Source organism: Nocardia sp. NPDC004654, from assembly GCF_040609595.1.
Lineage (GTDB): Bacteria > Actinomycetota > Actinomycetes > Mycobacteriales > Mycobacteriaceae > Nocardia.
This window is the reverse complement of the sequence record NZ_JBEXKI010000005.1, coordinates 1-16,800: the sequence shown is the minus strand read 5'-3', so window position 1 is coordinate 16,800 and position 16,800 is coordinate 1. Positions and strand designations below refer to the sequence as shown.

Here is a 16,800-nt window from a genome sequence, read left to right as displayed (position 1 = left end):
TGTCGTGACATCAGATAGTCGTCCACCCGCTCCGGACACCGGTACTCGAAGCACGAGCGAGACCGAGAACCCGGCGATCCCCTCCCCCACGCAGAAGACCGAACATCGCCCCCGATCCAACAAAGACTGGTGGCCGGAGCAGATCGATGTCTCGGTGCTGCACGCCCACTCTTCCAAGTCCAACCCGCTCGGCGAGGACTTCGACTACGCGGAAGAGTTCAAGAAACTCGACGTCGAGGCCCTCAAGGCCGATGTCGCGGCGGTCCTCACCGATTCGCAGGACTGGTGGCCCGCCGACTACGGCAACTACGGCGGCCTGTTCATCCGGATGAGCTGGCACGCGGCGGGCACCTACCGCATCGCCGACGGACGCGGCGGCGGCGGTCAGGGCGCCCAGCGTTTCGCGCCGCTCAACAGCTGGCCGGACAACGCCAACCTGGACAAGGCTCGCCGACTGCTGTGGCCGGTGAAGCAGAAGTACGGCAACAAGATCTCGTGGGCCGACCTGCTGGTGTTCGCGGGCAACGTGGCGCTCGAGTCGATGGGTTTCCAGACCTTCGGCTTCGGCTTCGGCCGACCCGACATCTGGGAGCCCGAAGAGGTCTTCTGGGGCCCGGAGGACACCTGGCTCGGCGACGAGCGCTACAGCGGCGATCGTGAGCTGGCGAGTCCGTTCGGCGCGGTCCAGATGGGCCTGATCTACGTGAACCCGGAAGGGCCCAACGGCAGGCCCGATCCGGTGGCCGCCGCGCGCGACATCCGCGAGACGTTCGGCCGCATGGCGATGAACGACGAGGAGACCGCCGCGTTGATCGTCGGCGGCCACAGCTTCGGCAAGACCCACGGCGCGGGTGACGCCGGGCTGGTCGGCGCCGAACCCGAAGCCGCCCCGCTCGAGCAGCAGGGCCTGGGCTGGAAGAGCGCCCACGGCACCGGCAAGGGCAAGGACGCCATCACCAGCGGCTTGGAGGTCGTCTGGACCGCCACCCCGACCAAGTGGGGCAACGGCTTCCTGCAGAACCTGTACGGCTACGAGTGGGAGCTCACCAAGAGTCCGGCCGGCGCTTGGCAGTGGAAGCCGAAGGACGGTGCGGGCGAAGGCGCGATCCCGGATCCGTTCGGTGGCCCCGCGCGGACCCCGACCATGCTGACCACCGACCTGTCCCTGCGGGAAGACCCGATCTACCGCGAGATCACCAGTCGCTGGTTGGAGCACCCGGAGGAACTCGCCGAGGCGTTCGCCAAGGCGTGGTACAAGCTGCTGCACCGCGACATGGGACCGATCAGCCGCTACCTCGGTCCGTGGGTCGCCGAACCGCAGCTGTGGCAGGACCCGGTGCCCGCCGTCGACCACGAGCTGATCGATGAGCAGGACATCGCGGCCCTCAAGAGCGAGGTTCTCGAGTCCGGCCTGTCGGTCGCGCAGCTGGTCAAGACCGCGTGGGCGTCGGCGGCGAGCTTCCGCAGCACCGACAAGCGCGGCGGCGCCAACGGCGCCCGGATTCGGCTGGAGCCCCAGAAGAACTGGGAGATCAACGAACCGGCCGAGCTGGCCAAGGTGCTGCCCGTGCTCGAGCAGATCCAGCAGCGCTTCAACAGCTCGGCGTCCGGCGGCAAGAAGGTCTCGCTGGCCGACCTGATCATCCTCGCCGGGTCCGCGGCGGTGGAGAAGGCCGCCAAGGACGCGGGCCACGACGTCACGGTGCCGTTCACACCGGGACGCACCGACGCGTCGCAGGAGAACACCGACGTGGAGTCGTTCGCGGTGCTCGAACCGCGGGCCGACGGCTTCCGCAACTACGTGCGAATCGGCGAGAAGGCTCCGCTGGAGCGCTTGCTGGTCGACCGGGCGTACATGCTCGATCTGACGGCGCCCGAGCTGACCGTCCTGATCGGCGGCCTGCGCGCCCTCGGCGCCAACTACGGTGGCACCGAGCACGGCGTCTTCACCGACCGGCCGGGCACGTTGACGAACGACTTCTTCGTCAACCTCCTCGACCAGGGCACGGAGTGGAAGGCGTCCGAGTCGGCGGAGAACGTGTACGAGGGCTCCGACCGGCGCTCCGGTGAATCCAAGTGGACGGCGACCGCCAACGATCTGATCTTCGGGTCGCATTCGGTGCTGCGTGCGATCGCCGAGGTGTACGCGCAGCAGGACTCCCAGGCGAAGTTCGTGAACGACTTCGTCGCGGCGTGGGTCAAGGTGGTCGACAACGATCGCTTCGACGTCCGCTGAGTTGTAGTGGTGAATCCCAGGCCCACCCTTCGGGGTCGGCCTGGGATTCCTTTGTTCGAACCGAAGGAAGTCTCTTGTCCGCACCTTTGGCCCCGTCGCGACTCGGTCGCGCACTCGGTGCGCTCGGCGCTCTCGCCGTGGTCCTCGCGACCGCGTTCGTCGTCGCTCCGCGCGCGCTGGCGGGCGATTTCGCCGACGAGCGCGATCTCCGCGACGCTTTCCGCGCGGCGTTCGTCGAGTACTGGCGTTCCGGCGACCGGGATTTCTCCCCGGCCTTGGAAAGCGTTGTGGATTACTGGTTTCGGTACCACGTGGCCAAGGGAGTGATCGCCGCGCTCTTGCTGATCGTGCTCGTCGCGCTCGGCGCTCTGCTGTGGCGGGCATTTCTTCGAGGCCGCGGTCTCGGCGCGGGCAGGAATGCCGCCTTCGCGTCGGCCGGGGTGGTCGTCACAGCGCTCGCGGTGTTCTCGCTGCTGGCGGTGATGGCCAATGTCCAAGGTGCGGTGGCGCCCTATGCCTCGCTGCTGCCGATGTTGACGGGCGGCGACACCGACAGTGAGCACGCCGAGACACGCGCTCGAGTCAGGCAGCAACTCGCCGAGTCGGTGAGCGGGAATGGCGAAACTTCCCCTGCGCTGGCGGTGATGATCAGCGACTTCTCGCTCTATCACGTGGCGATGGCCGTGATCGCCACGGTCGTGGCGATCGTTCTGCTCGGCCTGAGTGTGGTGGCGTGGAAGCGATTCCCGAGATCGGCCGACACGCGAGCGAGGCGCGTACTGGGGTCGTTCGGTGTTCTCGCCGCGTTGTCGTCGCTGGCCTCGATCGTTGTCGTCGTCGCGAACACGACCACCGTGGCGGATCCGGGACCGGCGCTCTTGGCGTTGTTCGACGGCGGATGGTGAATGCCGACGCGGCCGTCATGAGCCGGGCGCGCCGCCTCCTCTAGAAGTGGCCTCGTAACGGTTCTTACGTGCGTCGACCGAGGGTCGAACGCCCACACACGAGTTTGGGAACTACCGTTCTTGACTAGTTGTTCCCAAACTCGGTAGGGTGATGACATGGCGCGACCGAGAACATTCGATGAGGTAGCTGTTGTCGAGTCGGCAGCGGAACTGTTCGCCCGGCGGGGGTTCGACGCCGTGTCGATCGACGACCTCGTCGGCCACCTCGGCGTGCACCGCCACAGCCTGTATCGCACCTTCGGCAGCAAGCGCGGGTTGTATCTGCGGGCGTTGCGAGCGGCACGCAAGCAGAGCCTGGTCGCGATCGCGGCCGCCGATGATCCTCTGCGAATCCTCTGCGCCGCAGTGGTTTCCGACGGGATCGGCAGCCTGGATCTACTACTGATGGCGGCCATCGAGCAGGGTGCGGCGGATCCGGAAGTCGCCGCCGAGGTGACGGGCGCGTTCGCGGAACTCGACGCGGTCACCGCGGCGTTGGGCGACGGAGCGTTGTCGACCGCGACACTGCTGGGACTTCGGTTGCGCGCCCGCGCCGGTGACGACGTGGCCCGCATCGCGGACGAGTTCACCGGACGAACACAGACCGATCGATAGATACGAACGAAGGAGAACGAGATGGCCGAGGTCAGCATCGACGGCAGGGATCTGGTGGTCCGCATGGAAGGCCTGGACAAGCTGTGGGCGTTGAAGAGTCGCCTGGTGATCCCGCTGGCGAACGTCCGCGGCGCGACCGTCGACCCCGGAATCATCAAGGAGCGCAAAGGTATTCGCGCGCCTGGGACGCACTTCCCCCGGGTGATCACAGCGGGAACCTTCCACATCGACGGGGAACGCGTGTTCTGGGACGTTCGCGATCCCGACAAGGCCGTGGTCATCGAACTGGCCGACGAGCGGTACGCACGGCTGGTGGTCCAGGTCGACAACCCCGCCGATGTGGTCGGGCTGATCGAAAAGGCCTGTGCTCGTTGAGTTTTCCTAGCAGCTGACGCCTGGCGGGCATGCCCGCGCCCTCGCCGAGATGGCCTCCGAGCGGTTGTGACGCGTGCGGAGACGACCGCCTCGGCGAGGGAGCGCCCGCTGCCCGGAACCGGCCGCGAACTACGCGGATGCCTGCATATCGGCCACGATCTTCGCGACCCGGTCGCCGGCCTGCGTCGCCCAGTGCGGATGGGTGGTGACGTAGAGACGATCGGCCTCGACCGCCGTCAGGATGATCTCCGCGGCCCGCGCGGCGGGCATGGCCTCGTTCGCCAGCTGGGTGATCGCGCCGAATCCAGGGGCGAGCCGCCCCCACTGCTCCGGGGTGAGCGTGCCCAACCATCCTTCGGTGGGCTGCGCGGGGACGCCGCCGTCGCCGAGCAAGGAGCCGATGCCGTCGGTGAGACCGCGCAGCATCTGCGTGTCGACCGGCCCCGGGCACACCACCGTGGCGCCGACCCCGGGCGCGAGTACGGCCAGCTCGCCGTGTAGCGCCTCGGTCAGCGAGACGACCGCGTGCTTGCTCGCGGTGTAGGGGCCGTTGAGCAGACCGACCGTGACGCCCGCCAGGGACGAGGTGTTGACGACATGACCGCGCCCCGCCGCGATGAAATGCGGGACGAAGGCACGCATCCCGTTGACGACACCCTGCACATTGACCGCCCAGACCCGCTGCCAGTCGTCGGGCGCGACTTCCCAGATCGGTCCGCCCACACCCATTCCGGCATTGTTGAACACCAGGTCGACCCGGCCGAAGTGCTCCACAGTGGCATCGGCCAGTCGCTGAACTTGCTCCGGATCAGCGACATCCGTCGGCACCGCGAGGGTCTCGGCGCCGAGTTCGTCGGCGGCCTTCGCGACGGCCTCGCCATCGATGTCGGCGAGCACCACTCGAATCCCGCGGTCGCACAGCGCCTGCGCCACGGCCCGTCCGATGCCATTGGCGGCGCCGGTCACCACCGCTACCTGTCCTGGTTCCAGTTTCATTGGCTCCCTTTCGGTTCGAATATTCCGGACTGCTCGACGTCAGTCGGTCGCGCGTGCGGGCTGCGGAGCGGCCGCCCGATCGAACAACGTAACGAGTTGCGCCGCATAGAAATCGACATCACTGACCTGCCCCTCGGCATAGCGGATCGCGATGGTCTCGATGGCCGCGCGCAGCGTCACCGCCATCACATGGGCATCGAAATCGCCGAATTCGCCTGCTGATCGGCCCGCGCGGAGACCTGCTTCCAGCGGCGGCAGCGGCGAGTCGGCGCCCGCGTCGTCGAGGAACGGCTCGCCGATCGCCGCCCGGGCATTGCTGTTGAGCTCGATCAGCGCGCGCAGGACGGTCGTTCGGTCTCGCATGAACTCCATGTTCGCGGTGATGTAGGCCGCCAGCTGCGCCCGATGACCGGACGCGGCCAGAATGCGCGGCTGAATGTATTCCACCGCAGCGTCTTTCGCCGCCACCACGACGGCGCGCATCAGGTCTTCCTTACCGCTGAAGTGATAGGAGATCAGCCTCGTACTGCTCAGACCGGCGTGTTTCGCGATCTTCGCGAACGACGTCTGCGCGTAGCCGTACTCGGCTAGCACCTCCATCGTCGCGGCCACGATCTGCCTGCGCCGCTCCGCGGCCGCCGGAGACAGGGGTTCGGAGCCGTCCGTTACTCGCACAAGTAAGAAATTACTCGACCAAGTAACACCACGCAAGGCGATGGCCGGTTCAAGGCGCCGTGCCAAATCCCCCAGCGCCTTCGGGCCTGCCACCGACATGCCGTCGTCGTCCAGCGGCCGGTGTACGAAACGGGTTGCCGGGTATCGGCGGAGTATGACGAAGTTCCAGGAGAACGAGATTTTCAAGCCGGGCCAGAAGGCCCCGGCCAGCGGGATCTACGAGTGCTGCGGTCCGACTTCGTGTGGGCACCGGTTCAGCACCGACGTCGCCGGACACCGGCTACCCCCGCTGCCCGCCGACTGCAAAGGCGGCGGCTGGCGACTGCAGCAACCCACCCCGCACATCCACGCCACCGATAGCTGAGCTCGATCCCCGCCTCGGCGCCCCGAAGCTCAGGCGTCCGCGTCTCGCTGGGCCGCGCAGCGGAAGAGGGCCACGAGGTCGGGCTGATAGCCGTGGGTGGTGTTCACCGCCGGGGGCAGCTCGTCGATCGCCGGGTCGAAGCCCCGTTCGGAGGCCGGGTCGGGATCGACCCCTCCAAGAGCTCGTCGCTTCGGGCACGATATGGGGATCGGTCGCGATGCGCTGGGTGCCGCGCCCGGGGACGACCGATCTCGGCGCGGCGCAGCGCAGAATCGGTGGCCGCCGAAGGCGCGGCGGTCACGCGGCGCCGACAAAGGCCAGCAAGGCGATCGGAGCCAACAGGATCCACTGGGGAAGGCGCAGTAGTCGTCGCGGTCCCGGTAGAGCGGCCGCGATGACCACGAAAACCACCGAGTAGGCGGCGAAATGCAGAGCGGTCAGCAGCGCGACCAGCTCGGTGCCCGACGGCTCGGCCACCGCCAACACGATGAGGGTGATCGCGGTGAGCACGAGATCGACACTGACCCAATGCCATACGACGTGCATTGTCCGCTTCGGGACGTCCGGTAGCGCGCTGTCGAGCAGCGGTCGCACCGGGTCGACATGTCCGGCGATCACGTGCACTGCCGCGACGGCGGCCGCGGCGATGCCCGCGCCCAGCAACCAGCCGTTCATCGCGCACCGATCCCGGTGGTCACGATGCGGCCGAGCTGATCGGCCAACGTCTCGGTCACCGGCTCACCGAGCAGGCCGAGGTGAAAGAACACCGCACCGGCCAACGTGTCGAGCACCAGCTCGACATCGACCTCGCCATCGAGCTCCCCGCGCCCCCGGGCGCGGTCGAAGACCTCCACCATGCGCGCCTTGGCCGGAGCCAGGAACGCGGTGCGCACCCGCGAACGCAGCTGCGGGTCGGCGGCGAAATCGGCCAGTAGCCCCGGCAACGCGGCGACCGCGGCCGGTGTGCTGAACTCGGCGATCAACGCGGCGGTCAAAGCGGTGACATCGCCGCCCAACGTCCCAGTGTCGGGCACCGGACCCGTGTCGACGGCGGTGAACAGCGCCTCGTAGACCAGTTCCGGCTTACCCGACCAGCGGCGATAGATCGCGTCCTTGCCGACTCCGGCGCGCGACGCGATCGCGGTGACCGAGGCCGCCGCGTAACCGGATTCGATCACCAGTCCTTCGGTGGCATCGAGGATGGCCCGGTGGGTGCGCTCGTCGCGCGGTCGCCCGGCCGTTGTCTGCGTGCTCATGCAATTACCTTACGGGTCTACCCGTTTGGTAATCACCACTTGGCCCGTCACGCCCTCGACTTGGTGGCCCACAGGACGACGTTGGTGCCGAGGAACTTCTTGCTCCACCCGATGTCGTGAAAGCCGAGCCCCCGCAGGATTTCGGCGAGGCGCTCCGGTGCGGCGAAGGCGAGCGTGCTGGATTCGAGATAGGTATAGGACGACCGGTCCCGAGCCACGATCTGGCCGAGCAGCGGAACGACGAGGCGCATCCCCCACTCCACGATCGGCTTCACCGGCCCGCTCGGCGGACACGTTTCGAGGACGACGATCCGGCCGCCGGGCTTGAGGACCCGGTGCTGTTCGCGGAGCACGCCTTCCAAGTCTTCGACGTTCCTGAGCAGATAGCCTTCGGTGATCCCGTCGAATGTCTCGTCGTCGAACGGCAGACGAGCCGCGTCCGCGCGTTGCCATCGAACCGACTGCGCACCGGGCTTGGTCTGGGCGCGCGCCAGCATCTCCTCCGAGAAGTCGACGCCCGTCACCGTGACCGAGGGATACCGCCGTGCGGATTCCAAAGCGATCACGCCGGTCCCGGTGGCGATGTCCAACAGCTGTCCACCCGCGGGCGGCGCGACCCGTTCGGCCACTTCGCGGCACCATCGTCCATGACTGCCGAGCGTCATGAGGAAGTTCATCCGGTCGTAGTATCCGGCGATCTTCTCGAAGATCCCGTGTACTTCGGCGCCTTTGCTCTTGTCGATGGTCACTCGGTCTCCACTGCTGATCTTTCGGACTCGCGACCGGACCTGTCGACGTAGCCGAAATAGGGCGCTGGCCAACAGAAGTCGGCGGAGTCCGAACCGGGCGTACAACAGCGTATCGAGACAGGTCATCGGCCGTGGACGCGGGTGCCGACCCAGCAGCGGGCGGGTGCCGCTCTGATACGGGGCATCGCCGGGGGCGGTCGAACAGTCGGCCCGGCCCGACGATGCCGGGCCGAGAGCGACCGGCCCTGTGGCTCAGGGGCGTTCGTGCACGGTGAGCAGCAGGTGGTCGAACCGGGTGCGGGTGCTCACCGAACCGCCGCCGAAATCGCGCAGCGCGCCGACCATTTTCTCGGCGATAATGCGCAGTTTGGTGTTCGTCTCCTGGGAACGCCAGGCCAGCACATTGAACGCCTGCTCGGCGCTGATCCCGTACACCAGCATCAGCGCGCCCTTGGCCTGCTCGATCACCGCCCTCGCCTCCACCAGCTCCGGCAACGCCTCGTTCAGGACCGCGCGCCGGGTCTCGTCCACGCTGTCGGTGACGTCGACGTAGAAGCCCGCGGTGCCGACCAGCGCACCGGTGTGATCGCGCAACTGGTCGCCGACCACCAGCACGTGGTGCTCGACCCCGGCGGTGTCGATGATCCGGTGCCGACTACAGAACGGCTGACCGGTCCGCACCACCGCGACGAGGGTGTCGGCGACCTCGGCGCGGTCGTCGGGATGCTTGTGCGCCAATAGCAGTTCGGTGGTCGGGACGACGGTGCCCGGGGCGTACCCGTGCAGGGCGGCGACCTCGTCGGACCATTCCCAGCGCTGGTCGGCGAACCAGAAGCGGAAGCTCCCGGCCCGGGGCGGCTGCTCGGGGCTGGCGTCCACCGCATGGAGCCCGGCTGTTTCTGTCACCCGGAAAGTATCGCCGCCGTGCGCCGCGAGCGGGTGGACCGGGGCCGACTGCCGGACCTGCTCGTTCGGGATGGGCTGACAGAATCGACGTTCGTGGTGGATGATGCGCGATTGCGACCGGCGACGGCCGACGATTACGACGCTGTCGTCGCGGTCGTCGATTCCTGGTGGGGCCGAACGGTTTCGGCGTCCTTGCCACGACTGTTCTTCGATCATTTCGCGGGCACCAGCCTGATCGCGGAACGCGACAGTGCGCTGGCCGGGTTCCTCGTCGGCTTCCGCTCGCCCGATCACCCAGCCGAGGCCTACATCCATTTCGTCGGCGTGCATCCGCAGCTGCGCGGCAGCGGACTGGCACGGCGGCTGTACCAGCGCTTCATCGCCGACGCTCGCGCGGACGGACGCACGGTGATCAAAGCGATCACCTCCCCCGGCAATACGAACTCGATCGCCTTCCACGCGGCAATGGGTTTCGTCGTCCACGACCGGACCGCCGACTACAACGGTCCGGGACGCGACATGGTGACGTTCGTCCGCACGCTCGGTCCCTCATCGGTACGACTGTCACCATGACAGAACCAGCGAAAGCGAGTCGGTCAGGTACGTGCCACCAGAATCTGCTCCGACTCCGCGGGCCGCAGTCCATCGGTGCGGTCGGCGAAGTAGCGGCGGGTCAGCTCCTCGCACGAAATGTGCTCGGCTGAAGCGAAACCCGACTCCTCGGCGAGCGCCACTATTTCGTCGGGCCGGAAGAAGCTGATGAACGGGGTGCCGGAGGCTCGGGCGCCCTGCTCGGCGAACCGGCGCATCCGTTGCTCCTCGGCGCCGACGAGTTCGAGTGGCAGCATGAACGTCACAGCCAGCGAGGACCCCGGCGCGAGCGCCGAAAGCTGGCGCAGGGTAGCGATGTTCGTCTCCCTGTTGAGGTACATGGAGACGCCGGTGGAGGCCACGACCGCGGGGCGACCCGGATCGAAACCGGCGGCGAGGAGCCGCTCCCACCACGAGTCGACCTCGAAATCGACGGGCACCCAGCGCAATCCGTCCGGAACGCCCAATCCGAGCTCGTCGAGGCGCTGCCGCTTCCACGCTTGCGTGCCGGGCTGGTCGACCTCGAACACCGTCAGCCGCGCGGCGAGCTCGGGCCGGCGCTGCGCGAAGGTGTCCAGCCCGGCGCCGAGGAGAACGTACTGATCCACGCCGCGGTCGATCCGCTCGGCGAGCAGATCCTCGAGGAAGCGGGCACGCGACACGATCCCCGCGCGCATCGGGCTCGTCGTCCGCGGATCCATATCGGGGCGGTCCCGCCAGCCGTCCTCGGGGGCGGCCAGCCGCAGACCGATCCGGTCGTCGAAAACGCGAGGCGGCGCATCGATTTCCGCGTGCAGGGCCCGCCAGAGCGCGACCCGGACCGCGGTGTGATCCGGAGCGATGATCGGCACAGCACTCACTCCTTGCCCGGCGCCTGCAGATTCCACAGTCGCCCGTCGGGGTCGCGGACGGTCATCTCCTGGGTGCCGTAATGGGTCGGCTCGAACTCGTTGACGATCTCGACGTCGCCACCAGGGCGATCCGCCGTGTCGGCGACTTTCAGAACCAACAGCGTCCGCGGCTCGCTGGTCGGCGGAACCTCGGCCACGAAGACATAGGGGCCGTCGCCGTTGCGGAACTGGCCGGAACTGTGGCCGGTCTCGAACTCGACCTCGAATCCCAGTTCACGCAGGAATCTCGCCTGTTTGCCCCAGTTGTGCGTCTCCAGGAACACGGCTTCGATGCCTTCGGTCTTCATGTCAATCCTCTCCCGGCGATGTCTTCGGGTGGGTGTCGTCGAGGTAGGCGCGCAGCGCCTCGGCGACCAGCGCCGACAGCGACATTCCCGACTCGATCGCCTGGAACTTGACCTGCTTGATCAGTCCGATCGGCAGGTAGACGTTGAACTGCTTCACATCCTCGTCGCCCACGGGACAAATGCTAGCACGCTAGCTTACTAGCTTGCTAGCGCCGCGAGACCGATCCGCGACCACGCCGATTCGCCGAAATCGGGTTGGATCGCGCCGAGCGGGTACGCGAGGAATGAGCAGCGAGAGACGAGATCGGGATGGGATTGTCGGATGAGCGAGCTCGGTCCGTTGGATTCGGGATTCATGGAACTCGAAGACGTCGATCAACACGTCAGCCTCGGCATCGGCGCGGTGGCGATCCTGCGCGGAAGTCCCGGCCCGCGTGCGGAATTCACCGCGCACCTGGCCGAACGGATCAGCGTGAACCCGCGCCTGCGCCAGCGCCTGCGGCGGGCCCTCTGGGATCTGAGCGCGCCGCAGTGGGTCGAGGACCCGCACTTCGATATGGGCCATCACCTGCGCTGGGCGGCGCTGCCGCAACCGTGCGACGAACCGGCACTGTGGGAGATGGTGGCCACCGTCATGGAGCAGCGACTCGACCGCGACCACCCACTGTGGCGCTGCACCGTGGTCGAACACCTGGCCGGTGAGCGCTGGGCATTGATTCTCACCGCCCACCACAGCATGCTCGACGGCGTCTCTGGCATCTCGCTGTTCCAACGCTTCTGCGATCCCCCCTCCGACTCCCCGACCCCGAACCGCCACCAGTCGGACAATGGCGCCGACCGCGGCCGGGATTGGCGGGCGCTGCTCGCCGAGGGACTGCGACTGCCGGTTCAGGCGCCGGCGGCGCTGCTGCGCACGGTACGCGCGGCAGCGCCGCTGGCGTGGAACGCGATCGTGCCCGAGAGCGGGTCCTCGCTGACCGGACCGATCGGGCGCCAACGCCGCTACACCGTCGCCCGGGTGTCGTTGGCACAGGTCAAACAGATCGGCGCCGCGTTCGACGTGACGGTCAACGACGTCGCGCTCGCCGCGGTGACCGCCGCGTTCCGCGCGATGCTGCTCGCCCGCGACGAACAACCCGACACCGAGACCGTCCGCATCCTGGCACCGGTATCGGTACGCACCACCGACGCCGACGGCGTGCTCGACAACCGGGTCTCGGCCATGCTGCCGCAGCTGCCGACCGAACTCGACGACCCGCTCGACCAACTGCGCACCGTGCACCGGCGCCTGAACAAGCACAAGGCCAGCGGCGAAGCGGGCGCGGCGAATTCGATTCTCTCGCTCGCCAAATGGATACCCTTCGCACCGCTGGCCTGGGCGGTACGCACCGCACTGCGCTTCCCGCAGCACAGCATCGCCGGACTGGCCACCAACGTGCCCGGCCCCACCCGCACCCTGCGGCTCCACGGCCACGAGGTCCTGGAAATGTTCCCCTTCGCGCCGATCGCCATGCGACTGCGCACCTCCATCGCGATCCTGAGCTACCGCGACCACCTCGGCTTCGGTATCACCGGCGACTACGACACCACCCCCGACCTCGACCTGCTCGCCGAGACCATCACCACCACCGTCGACCGGCTCCTGGACAGCTGTCCCTAGCCACCGCGACGGTGTCGCCGGGTGACCCAGCGAGGACCACACATGCCGCAATCCGGCTGCGCACGGGCGACTTCGTCGACAAGAGGCAGGCGGCCGCCTATTCGCGAGGGATGCCGAACGCCGTGCGTTCTTATATAGTCGAATTCGACTAGCCGAACTCGACCAAAGGACACCGGTGGCCCGAGAACTGCGCGCGCTGCAAACGCCGCTGACGATGGCGGTGCTGAGCATGCTGGCCGAGCAGCCACGACACCCCTACGAGATGAAGATCGCCATTCGCGAGCGGCACGTCGAGGACGTGGTGAAGATGCGCGGCGGCTCGCTCTACGACGCGATCGGCCGCCTCGAACGGGCGGGGCTGGTGCGACAGGCCGGTACGGCGCGCGAGGGGTCTCGACCGGAGCGGACGGTGTACGAGATCACCGAGGCCGGTCGGCAGATGTTGCACGAGCTGCTGGAGCGGTTCCTCGCCGAACCGGTGAACGAATATCCACGTTTCGTCGCCGCGCTGGCCCACCTACCCGCGCTCGCACCGCCAGCGGCGGCACAGTTGCTGCGCCGACGTGCGCGACGACTGCGCGAGGACCACACCGATACCGCCCGCATGCTGGACGAGCACTCGACCGGACTGCCGCGTGCGGTGCTGTTGGAGGCCGAGTACCTCCAGCATGTGCGTGCCGCGGAGATCGCGTGGCTGGACGGAGTAGCTCGCGATATCGACGACGGAATGCCCTGGCCGGACGACGAATTCACCGAAAGTGACGAGGAGTAGATCATGACCAGCGAGAACGATCGCATGCGGCGGCGCTTGAAGCCGTTCAACCGGATGGTGATCGCACTGCAAGGCGTCGGCTTGACCCTGGGCACCATGCGAGTGCTCTCGGTGCCCGGCCGGAAGACCGGAACGTTGCGTACCACCCCGGTCTCGCCGCTGACCGTCGACGGCGTGACGTACGTGGTCGGGGGATTCGACGACGCGGACTGGGTGCGCAACGCGCGCGCCGCGGGTTGGGGCGTGCTCGCGAAAGGGCGGCGGAAACAGCGGGTTTCGCTGATCGAGCTGCCGATCTCCGAACGTGCCGCGGTGTTGCGCGAATTCCCGCGGAAGGTGCCGCACGGGGTGCGGTTCATGCTGAACGCCGGTGCGGTCGAGTCCGCGGACCCGGACGCGTTCGCCGCGGCCGCGCCGCGCTGCCCGGTGTTTCGGATCGAACCGTCGCGCGCAGCGGAGGCGCCTGCCGATTCCAGGCGGTGACAGCGGTCGGTCAGCACCTCGACTCGGAGCGCCCTATCGCACAGCGCTTTTCGCAGGACGGGAACCGGGCCCGGGGTGACGACGACCGACCGCCGTCACCCCGGCTCCGGAGCCAACACCTCAACCTCCTGGCGAATGCGCGGCGGTATCGCGGATGGTGAGGATTTCTTCGATCGGCCGACGTGGCGTCGGCGCGGATGCGGCGGTGTCCGCGGGTGCGGCGCCGACCCGAATGATGACCTGCGGTATGCCCGCGCCGGTCAGCACCGACTGGATCGATTCGCGCGCCGAGGTGAGTTCGGTGATGTGGGTCAGTGCGCAGCTCGCCAACCCGGCGGAGGCGCATTCCAGCAGCAGCGCGGACAGGGCCTCGCCGACGTGCAGCCAGTCCGCGGGAGTGTGCCCGGGCGAACTGAGCACCAGCAAGGCGGCCTGGTCGTCGAGGTCGCCGCGGCGATCGGAATGCGACGCGGAGGGGAACTTGCGAGCGATCGGTACGTGGGAAGCTTCGGCCTCGGAGGCCAGCGCATCGGCGGGCACCCCTTCGGGAGCCCCGGAATGCCCTGCCCACCAATGTAATTCGGTCTGGTATTCCATGTCGTAGCGGCGGTTGGCCCCGGCGTGCTCGGAAGCGGCCGCCAGCAGCGGGCGGGCGCTGTCGTCGAGGACGTCGAGCTCGACCTCGTGCGGGCTGAGCAGCATCCGCGCGGCGTGCACCAGCTCGCCGAAGCCCGGTGGCGGGTTCAGCGGCAGCCGGTCGGTCCGGCGTCGCTCGATGGCCGCGGCGCGGGTGAGGACCCCGGGCGGCGGGTCGGGCCAGGGCCGGAAGCCGATCGTGGCCAGCAGCTCCGGGCGGGTCGGCACCGGCACGCGCTGGGTGTCGGTGTGCCATCCGCGCGCGGCCAGCGCGGTGCGCAGGTGGTGCAGGACGGCGCCGCAGCTGATGACCAGCTGGCGTCCCTGCGGGTCGGCGGCGATCAACAGCCGATCGTCGTCGCGGAACAGGTGCAGCCGGGTGCCGTCGAACTCCCAGCGCCACGGCTGGGTGTTGTGTACCGAGGGGGCGCGGACGGCCAGTCGCAGCGCCGCCAGCAGGGTGGGCATATCCGGCACGGAGGATGCGGGAGTCGCTGTGCTGTCGGTCATGAATCCAGTGTCCCCAGGGCGCGGGCCTCGCCGAGACGGGAATTGTGCCGCTCTTCGAGGGCCGATGGTCACATCGCCGCGTGAACCCCACGGCACACGCCCGGGCGCCCATCCACGCAGCCGCGCCCACTGCCGAACAGGGGCTGCGGCACGCGCGAGGCGTACGCGGTTCTCGGAACGCTCGTCGGCGGGGCCCGGCCGGATCACGGCCGGGCCCCGGTCTCAGGCGTTGACGGCGGCGCAGTGCCTCGTCTTGGGCGACCATCGCCGCGAACGCGGAGATGACCGGCAACTCCCCAATTCCGCGCTTACGGGATCAGAACCGCGGCTCCGTCGAAGCGGCCGTGGGACAGATCGTTCAACGCCTGGTCGGCGCGATCGAGGGCGTAGCGGTGGGTGGAGACGTGCAGGTGGTGTCGTTCGGCGAAGGTGAGGAATTCGCGGGCGTGGGCCCGAGTGTTGGAGGTGACGCTGCGTAGCTGGCGTTCCCGGAACAGGTGGCGCTGGTAGTTCAGCGGCGGTATGTCGCTGAGGTGGATTCCGGCCAGCGCGAGAGTGCCACCGGCGTCGAGGGCTTCCAGCGCGACAGGGACCAGTTCTCCGGCGGGAGCGAACAGGATGGCCGAGTCCAGGGGTTCGGGCGGGACGTCGGTCGCGCCCTGCACCGAACTCGCGCCGAGAGTGTGGGCGAGGTCCCGCGCCGCCGCGCCACGGGTCATCACGTGTACCCGCGCGCCTTGGGCGATCGCGACCTGCGCGGTGAGATGCGCGCTTCCACCGAACCCGTAGATGCCGAGCACACCGCCCGCGGGCAGTGCCGCACGCAGCAGCGCGTGGAATCCGATGATGCCCGCGCACAGCAGCGGCGCGACCTGCTCGTCGGTATAGCCCGCCGGTAGACGCAGCGCGAAATCCGCTGGGACCGTGGCGCATTCGGCGTATCCGCCATCGGCGTCCCATCCGGTGTAGCGCGAGTGCGGGCAGAGGTTCTCCGCGCCGCGGCGACAGTACCGGCATACCCCGCAGGTGTGGCGCAGCCAGGGGATGCCGACTCGGTCACCGATCGCGAAATCGTCGCGGCCCGCCGCAACGGCGAGTACTTCGGCGACGATTTCGTGCCCGGGGACCACGCCGGGGCGATGGACGGCCAGGTCACCTTCGACGACGTGCAGATCGGTACGGCACACCCCGCACGCCAGGACCCGTACCAGCAGCTCGTCCGGCCCAGGTTCGGGGATGGGCTCGTGTGCCATTCCCAGGGGATGGCTGTCCAGTGAACCCGGCGTGCTCACCCGCCACGCCCGCATCGAATGCCGTGCTCCCACGACAGGCTCCTCTCGGTTGTGCTCTCCATCGTGCGCGCTGTCCGGACATCGAGAGAGTCCCGCATGTGCCGGGTATGCCCGGCCGTGCGGCGGCCTCACCTGGACGACCGAACGCGGCTTGTCCGGCGCGGGCTCCGAAACCCTTGGTCCTCCAGGCCTGCGACCTTCGGCCCTGACGAAAAGCGCGGCCGAGCTGATGACATGGAACATCGAACACACTCGCGCACGGATAGGGCAGCACGTGGGACCTTGCGAACCGACCGCCACGGTGAGATCAGCCGCACGGCGTACACGCCCGACCCCTCACCGCGCCATCGGACAAGGCACGCGACGGTGAGCGGCTCCCCCACCGTCGACCGAACCGACCACAACCTCATCGAATTGACGCGCGAGGAGGCATTGACCCTCCTCGCGCAAGCACCGTTCGGACGCGTCGTCTACACCCACGACGCACTGCCCGCCATCCGCCCCGTCAACCACCTACTCGACAACAACCTGCTCATCGTGCG

General features: G+C 68.2%; 21 protein-coding genes. 10 read left to right on the top strand and 11 right to left on the bottom strand.

What is annotated here, in order from left to right; translation table 11 throughout:
- Window positions 1–4: 4 nt before the first annotated feature.
- The 4 genes from katG to ABZV58_RS17620 all read left to right on the top strand — a co-directional run bounded on the left by katG (window position 5) and on the right by ABZV58_RS17620 (window position 4,170).
- The gene (katG, locus tag ABZV58_RS17635) at window positions 5–2,236 is read left to right on the top strand and encodes a catalase/peroxidase HPI (RefSeq protein WP_355001191.1); all 2,232 of its coding nucleotides are present in this window, start codon (window positions 5–7) and stop codon (window positions 2,234–2,236) included.
- 74 nt (window positions 2,237–2,310) lie between these two features.
- Window positions 2,311–3,141 carry a hypothetical protein gene (locus ABZV58_RS17630; RefSeq protein ID WP_355001190.1) on the top strand — a complete coding sequence of 277 codons (831 nt, stop codon included), beginning with the start codon at window positions 2,311–2,313 and terminating at the stop codon, window positions 3,139–3,141.
- 156 nt (window positions 3,142–3,297) lie between these two features.
- The gene (locus ABZV58_RS17625) at window positions 3,298–3,795 is read left to right on the top strand and encodes a helix-turn-helix domain-containing protein (RefSeq protein WP_355001189.1); all 498 of its coding nucleotides are present in this window, start codon (window positions 3,298–3,300) and stop codon (window positions 3,793–3,795) included.
- A 21-nt stretch (window positions 3,796–3,816) separates the two neighbouring features.
- The gene (locus ABZV58_RS17620) at window positions 3,817–4,170 is read left to right on the top strand and encodes a hypothetical protein (protein ID WP_355001188.1); all 354 of its coding nucleotides are present in this window, start codon (window positions 3,817–3,819) and stop codon (window positions 4,168–4,170) included.
- A 129-nt stretch (window positions 4,171–4,299) separates the two neighbouring features.
- Here the strand turns inward: ABZV58_RS17620 and ABZV58_RS17615 are convergent, their stop codons facing one another.
- Entirely contained in the window at window positions 4,300–5,166 is an 867-nt protein-coding gene (locus ABZV58_RS17615; protein ID WP_355001187.1) for an SDR family NAD(P)-dependent oxidoreductase, read from the bottom strand.
- Between the two features lie 39 nt (window positions 5,167–5,205).
- The gene (locus ABZV58_RS17610; RefSeq protein ID WP_355001186.1) at window positions 5,206–5,940 is read right to left on the bottom strand and encodes a TetR family transcriptional regulator; all 735 of its coding nucleotides are present in this window, start codon (window positions 5,938–5,940) and stop codon (window positions 5,206–5,208) included.
- 55 nt (window positions 5,941–5,995) lie between these two features.
- On the opposite strand from ABZV58_RS17610, the gene ABZV58_RS17605 reads away from it, so the two are divergent.
- Entirely contained in the window at window positions 5,996–6,205 is a 210-nt protein-coding gene (locus tag ABZV58_RS17605; protein ID WP_355001185.1) for a hypothetical protein, read from the top strand.
- 297 nt (window positions 6,206–6,502) lie between these two features.
- Here the strand turns inward: ABZV58_RS17605 and ABZV58_RS17600 are convergent, their stop codons facing one another.
- From ABZV58_RS17600 to ABZV58_RS17585, 4 genes are all read right to left on the bottom strand, one after another.
- Window positions 6,503–6,880: a hypothetical protein gene (locus ABZV58_RS17600; protein ID WP_355001184.1), complete on the bottom strand. Its 378-nt coding sequence runs from the start codon at window positions 6,878–6,880 to the stop codon at window positions 6,503–6,505.
- Complete coding sequence (locus ABZV58_RS17595) at window positions 6,877–7,461, bottom strand: TetR/AcrR family transcriptional regulator (protein ID WP_355001183.1); 585 nt, start codon at window positions 7,459–7,461, stop codon at window positions 6,877–6,879. Before ABZV58_RS17595 ends, ABZV58_RS17600 begins: the two co-directional genes overlap by 4 nt.
- A gap of 47 nt (window positions 7,462–7,508) precedes the next feature.
- Window positions 7,509–8,210, bottom strand: a complete 702-nt coding sequence (locus tag ABZV58_RS17590; RefSeq protein WP_355001182.1) for a ubiquinone/menaquinone biosynthesis methyltransferase — start codon at window positions 8,208–8,210, stop codon at window positions 7,509–7,511.
- Window positions 8,211–8,462: 252 nt separating this feature from the next.
- Complete coding sequence (locus ABZV58_RS17585; protein ID WP_355001181.1) at window positions 8,463–9,116, bottom strand: PAS and ANTAR domain-containing protein; 654 nt, start codon at window positions 9,114–9,116, stop codon at window positions 8,463–8,465.
- Between the two features lie 93 nt (window positions 9,117–9,209).
- Between ABZV58_RS17585 and ABZV58_RS17580 the strand changes: the two genes are divergently transcribed.
- Window positions 9,210–9,689, top strand: coding sequence for a GNAT family N-acetyltransferase (locus ABZV58_RS17580; protein WP_355001180.1), 480 nt, complete (start codon window positions 9,210–9,212; stop codon window positions 9,687–9,689).
- 23 nt (window positions 9,690–9,712) lie between these two features.
- Here ABZV58_RS17580 and ABZV58_RS17575 read toward each other — a convergent pair whose 3' ends face one another.
- From ABZV58_RS17575 to ABZV58_RS17565, 3 genes are read right to left on the bottom strand one after another with little or no spacing between them, the layout of a single operon-like run.
- Complete coding sequence (locus tag ABZV58_RS17575; protein ID WP_355001697.1) at window positions 9,713–10,552, bottom strand: class I SAM-dependent methyltransferase; 840 nt, start codon at window positions 10,550–10,552, stop codon at window positions 9,713–9,715.
- 11 nt (window positions 10,553–10,563) lie between these two features.
- Window positions 10,564–10,905: a VOC family protein gene (locus ABZV58_RS17570; protein WP_355001179.1), complete on the bottom strand. Its 342-nt coding sequence runs from the start codon at window positions 10,903–10,905 to the stop codon at window positions 10,564–10,566.
- A 1-nt stretch (window position 10,906) separates the two neighbouring features.
- Window positions 10,907–11,077 (bottom strand): CopG family transcriptional regulator, encoded by a 171-nt coding sequence (locus tag ABZV58_RS17565; RefSeq protein ID WP_355001178.1) that lies wholly within the window; start codon window positions 11,075–11,077, stop codon window positions 10,907–10,909.
- Window positions 11,078–11,227: 150 nt separating this feature from the next.
- Between ABZV58_RS17565 and ABZV58_RS17560 the strand changes: the two genes are divergently transcribed.
- From ABZV58_RS17560 to ABZV58_RS17550, 3 genes are all read left to right on the top strand, one after another.
- The gene (locus tag ABZV58_RS17560; RefSeq protein WP_355001177.1) at window positions 11,228–12,565 is read left to right on the top strand and encodes a wax ester/triacylglycerol synthase family O-acyltransferase; all 1,338 of its coding nucleotides are present in this window, start codon (window positions 11,228–11,230) and stop codon (window positions 12,563–12,565) included.
- 175 nt (window positions 12,566–12,740) lie between these two features.
- Window positions 12,741–13,337, top strand: coding sequence for a PadR family transcriptional regulator (locus ABZV58_RS17555; protein WP_355001176.1), 597 nt, complete (start codon window positions 12,741–12,743; stop codon window positions 13,335–13,337).
- 3 nt (window positions 13,338–13,340) lie between these two features.
- The gene (locus ABZV58_RS17550; RefSeq protein WP_355001175.1) at window positions 13,341–13,820 is read left to right on the top strand and encodes a nitroreductase/quinone reductase family protein; all 480 of its coding nucleotides are present in this window, start codon (window positions 13,341–13,343) and stop codon (window positions 13,818–13,820) included.
- A 120-nt stretch (window positions 13,821–13,940) separates the two neighbouring features.
- Here ABZV58_RS17550 and ABZV58_RS17545 read toward each other — a convergent pair whose 3' ends face one another.
- Window positions 13,941–14,966, bottom strand: a complete 1,026-nt coding sequence (locus ABZV58_RS17545) for a hypothetical protein (RefSeq protein WP_355001174.1) — start codon at window positions 14,964–14,966, stop codon at window positions 13,941–13,943.
- 308 nt (window positions 14,967–15,274) lie between these two features.
- Entirely contained in the window at window positions 15,275–16,273 is a 999-nt protein-coding gene (locus tag ABZV58_RS17540; RefSeq protein WP_355001696.1) for a zinc-binding alcohol dehydrogenase family protein, read from the bottom strand.
- 3 nt (window positions 16,274–16,276) lie between these two features.
- Between ABZV58_RS17540 and ABZV58_RS17535 the strand changes: the two genes are divergently transcribed.
- Window positions 16,277–16,800, top strand: a 524-nt coding sequence (locus ABZV58_RS17535) for a pyridoxamine 5'-phosphate oxidase family protein (RefSeq protein WP_355001173.1), incomplete at its 3' end; no start/stop codon positions are given.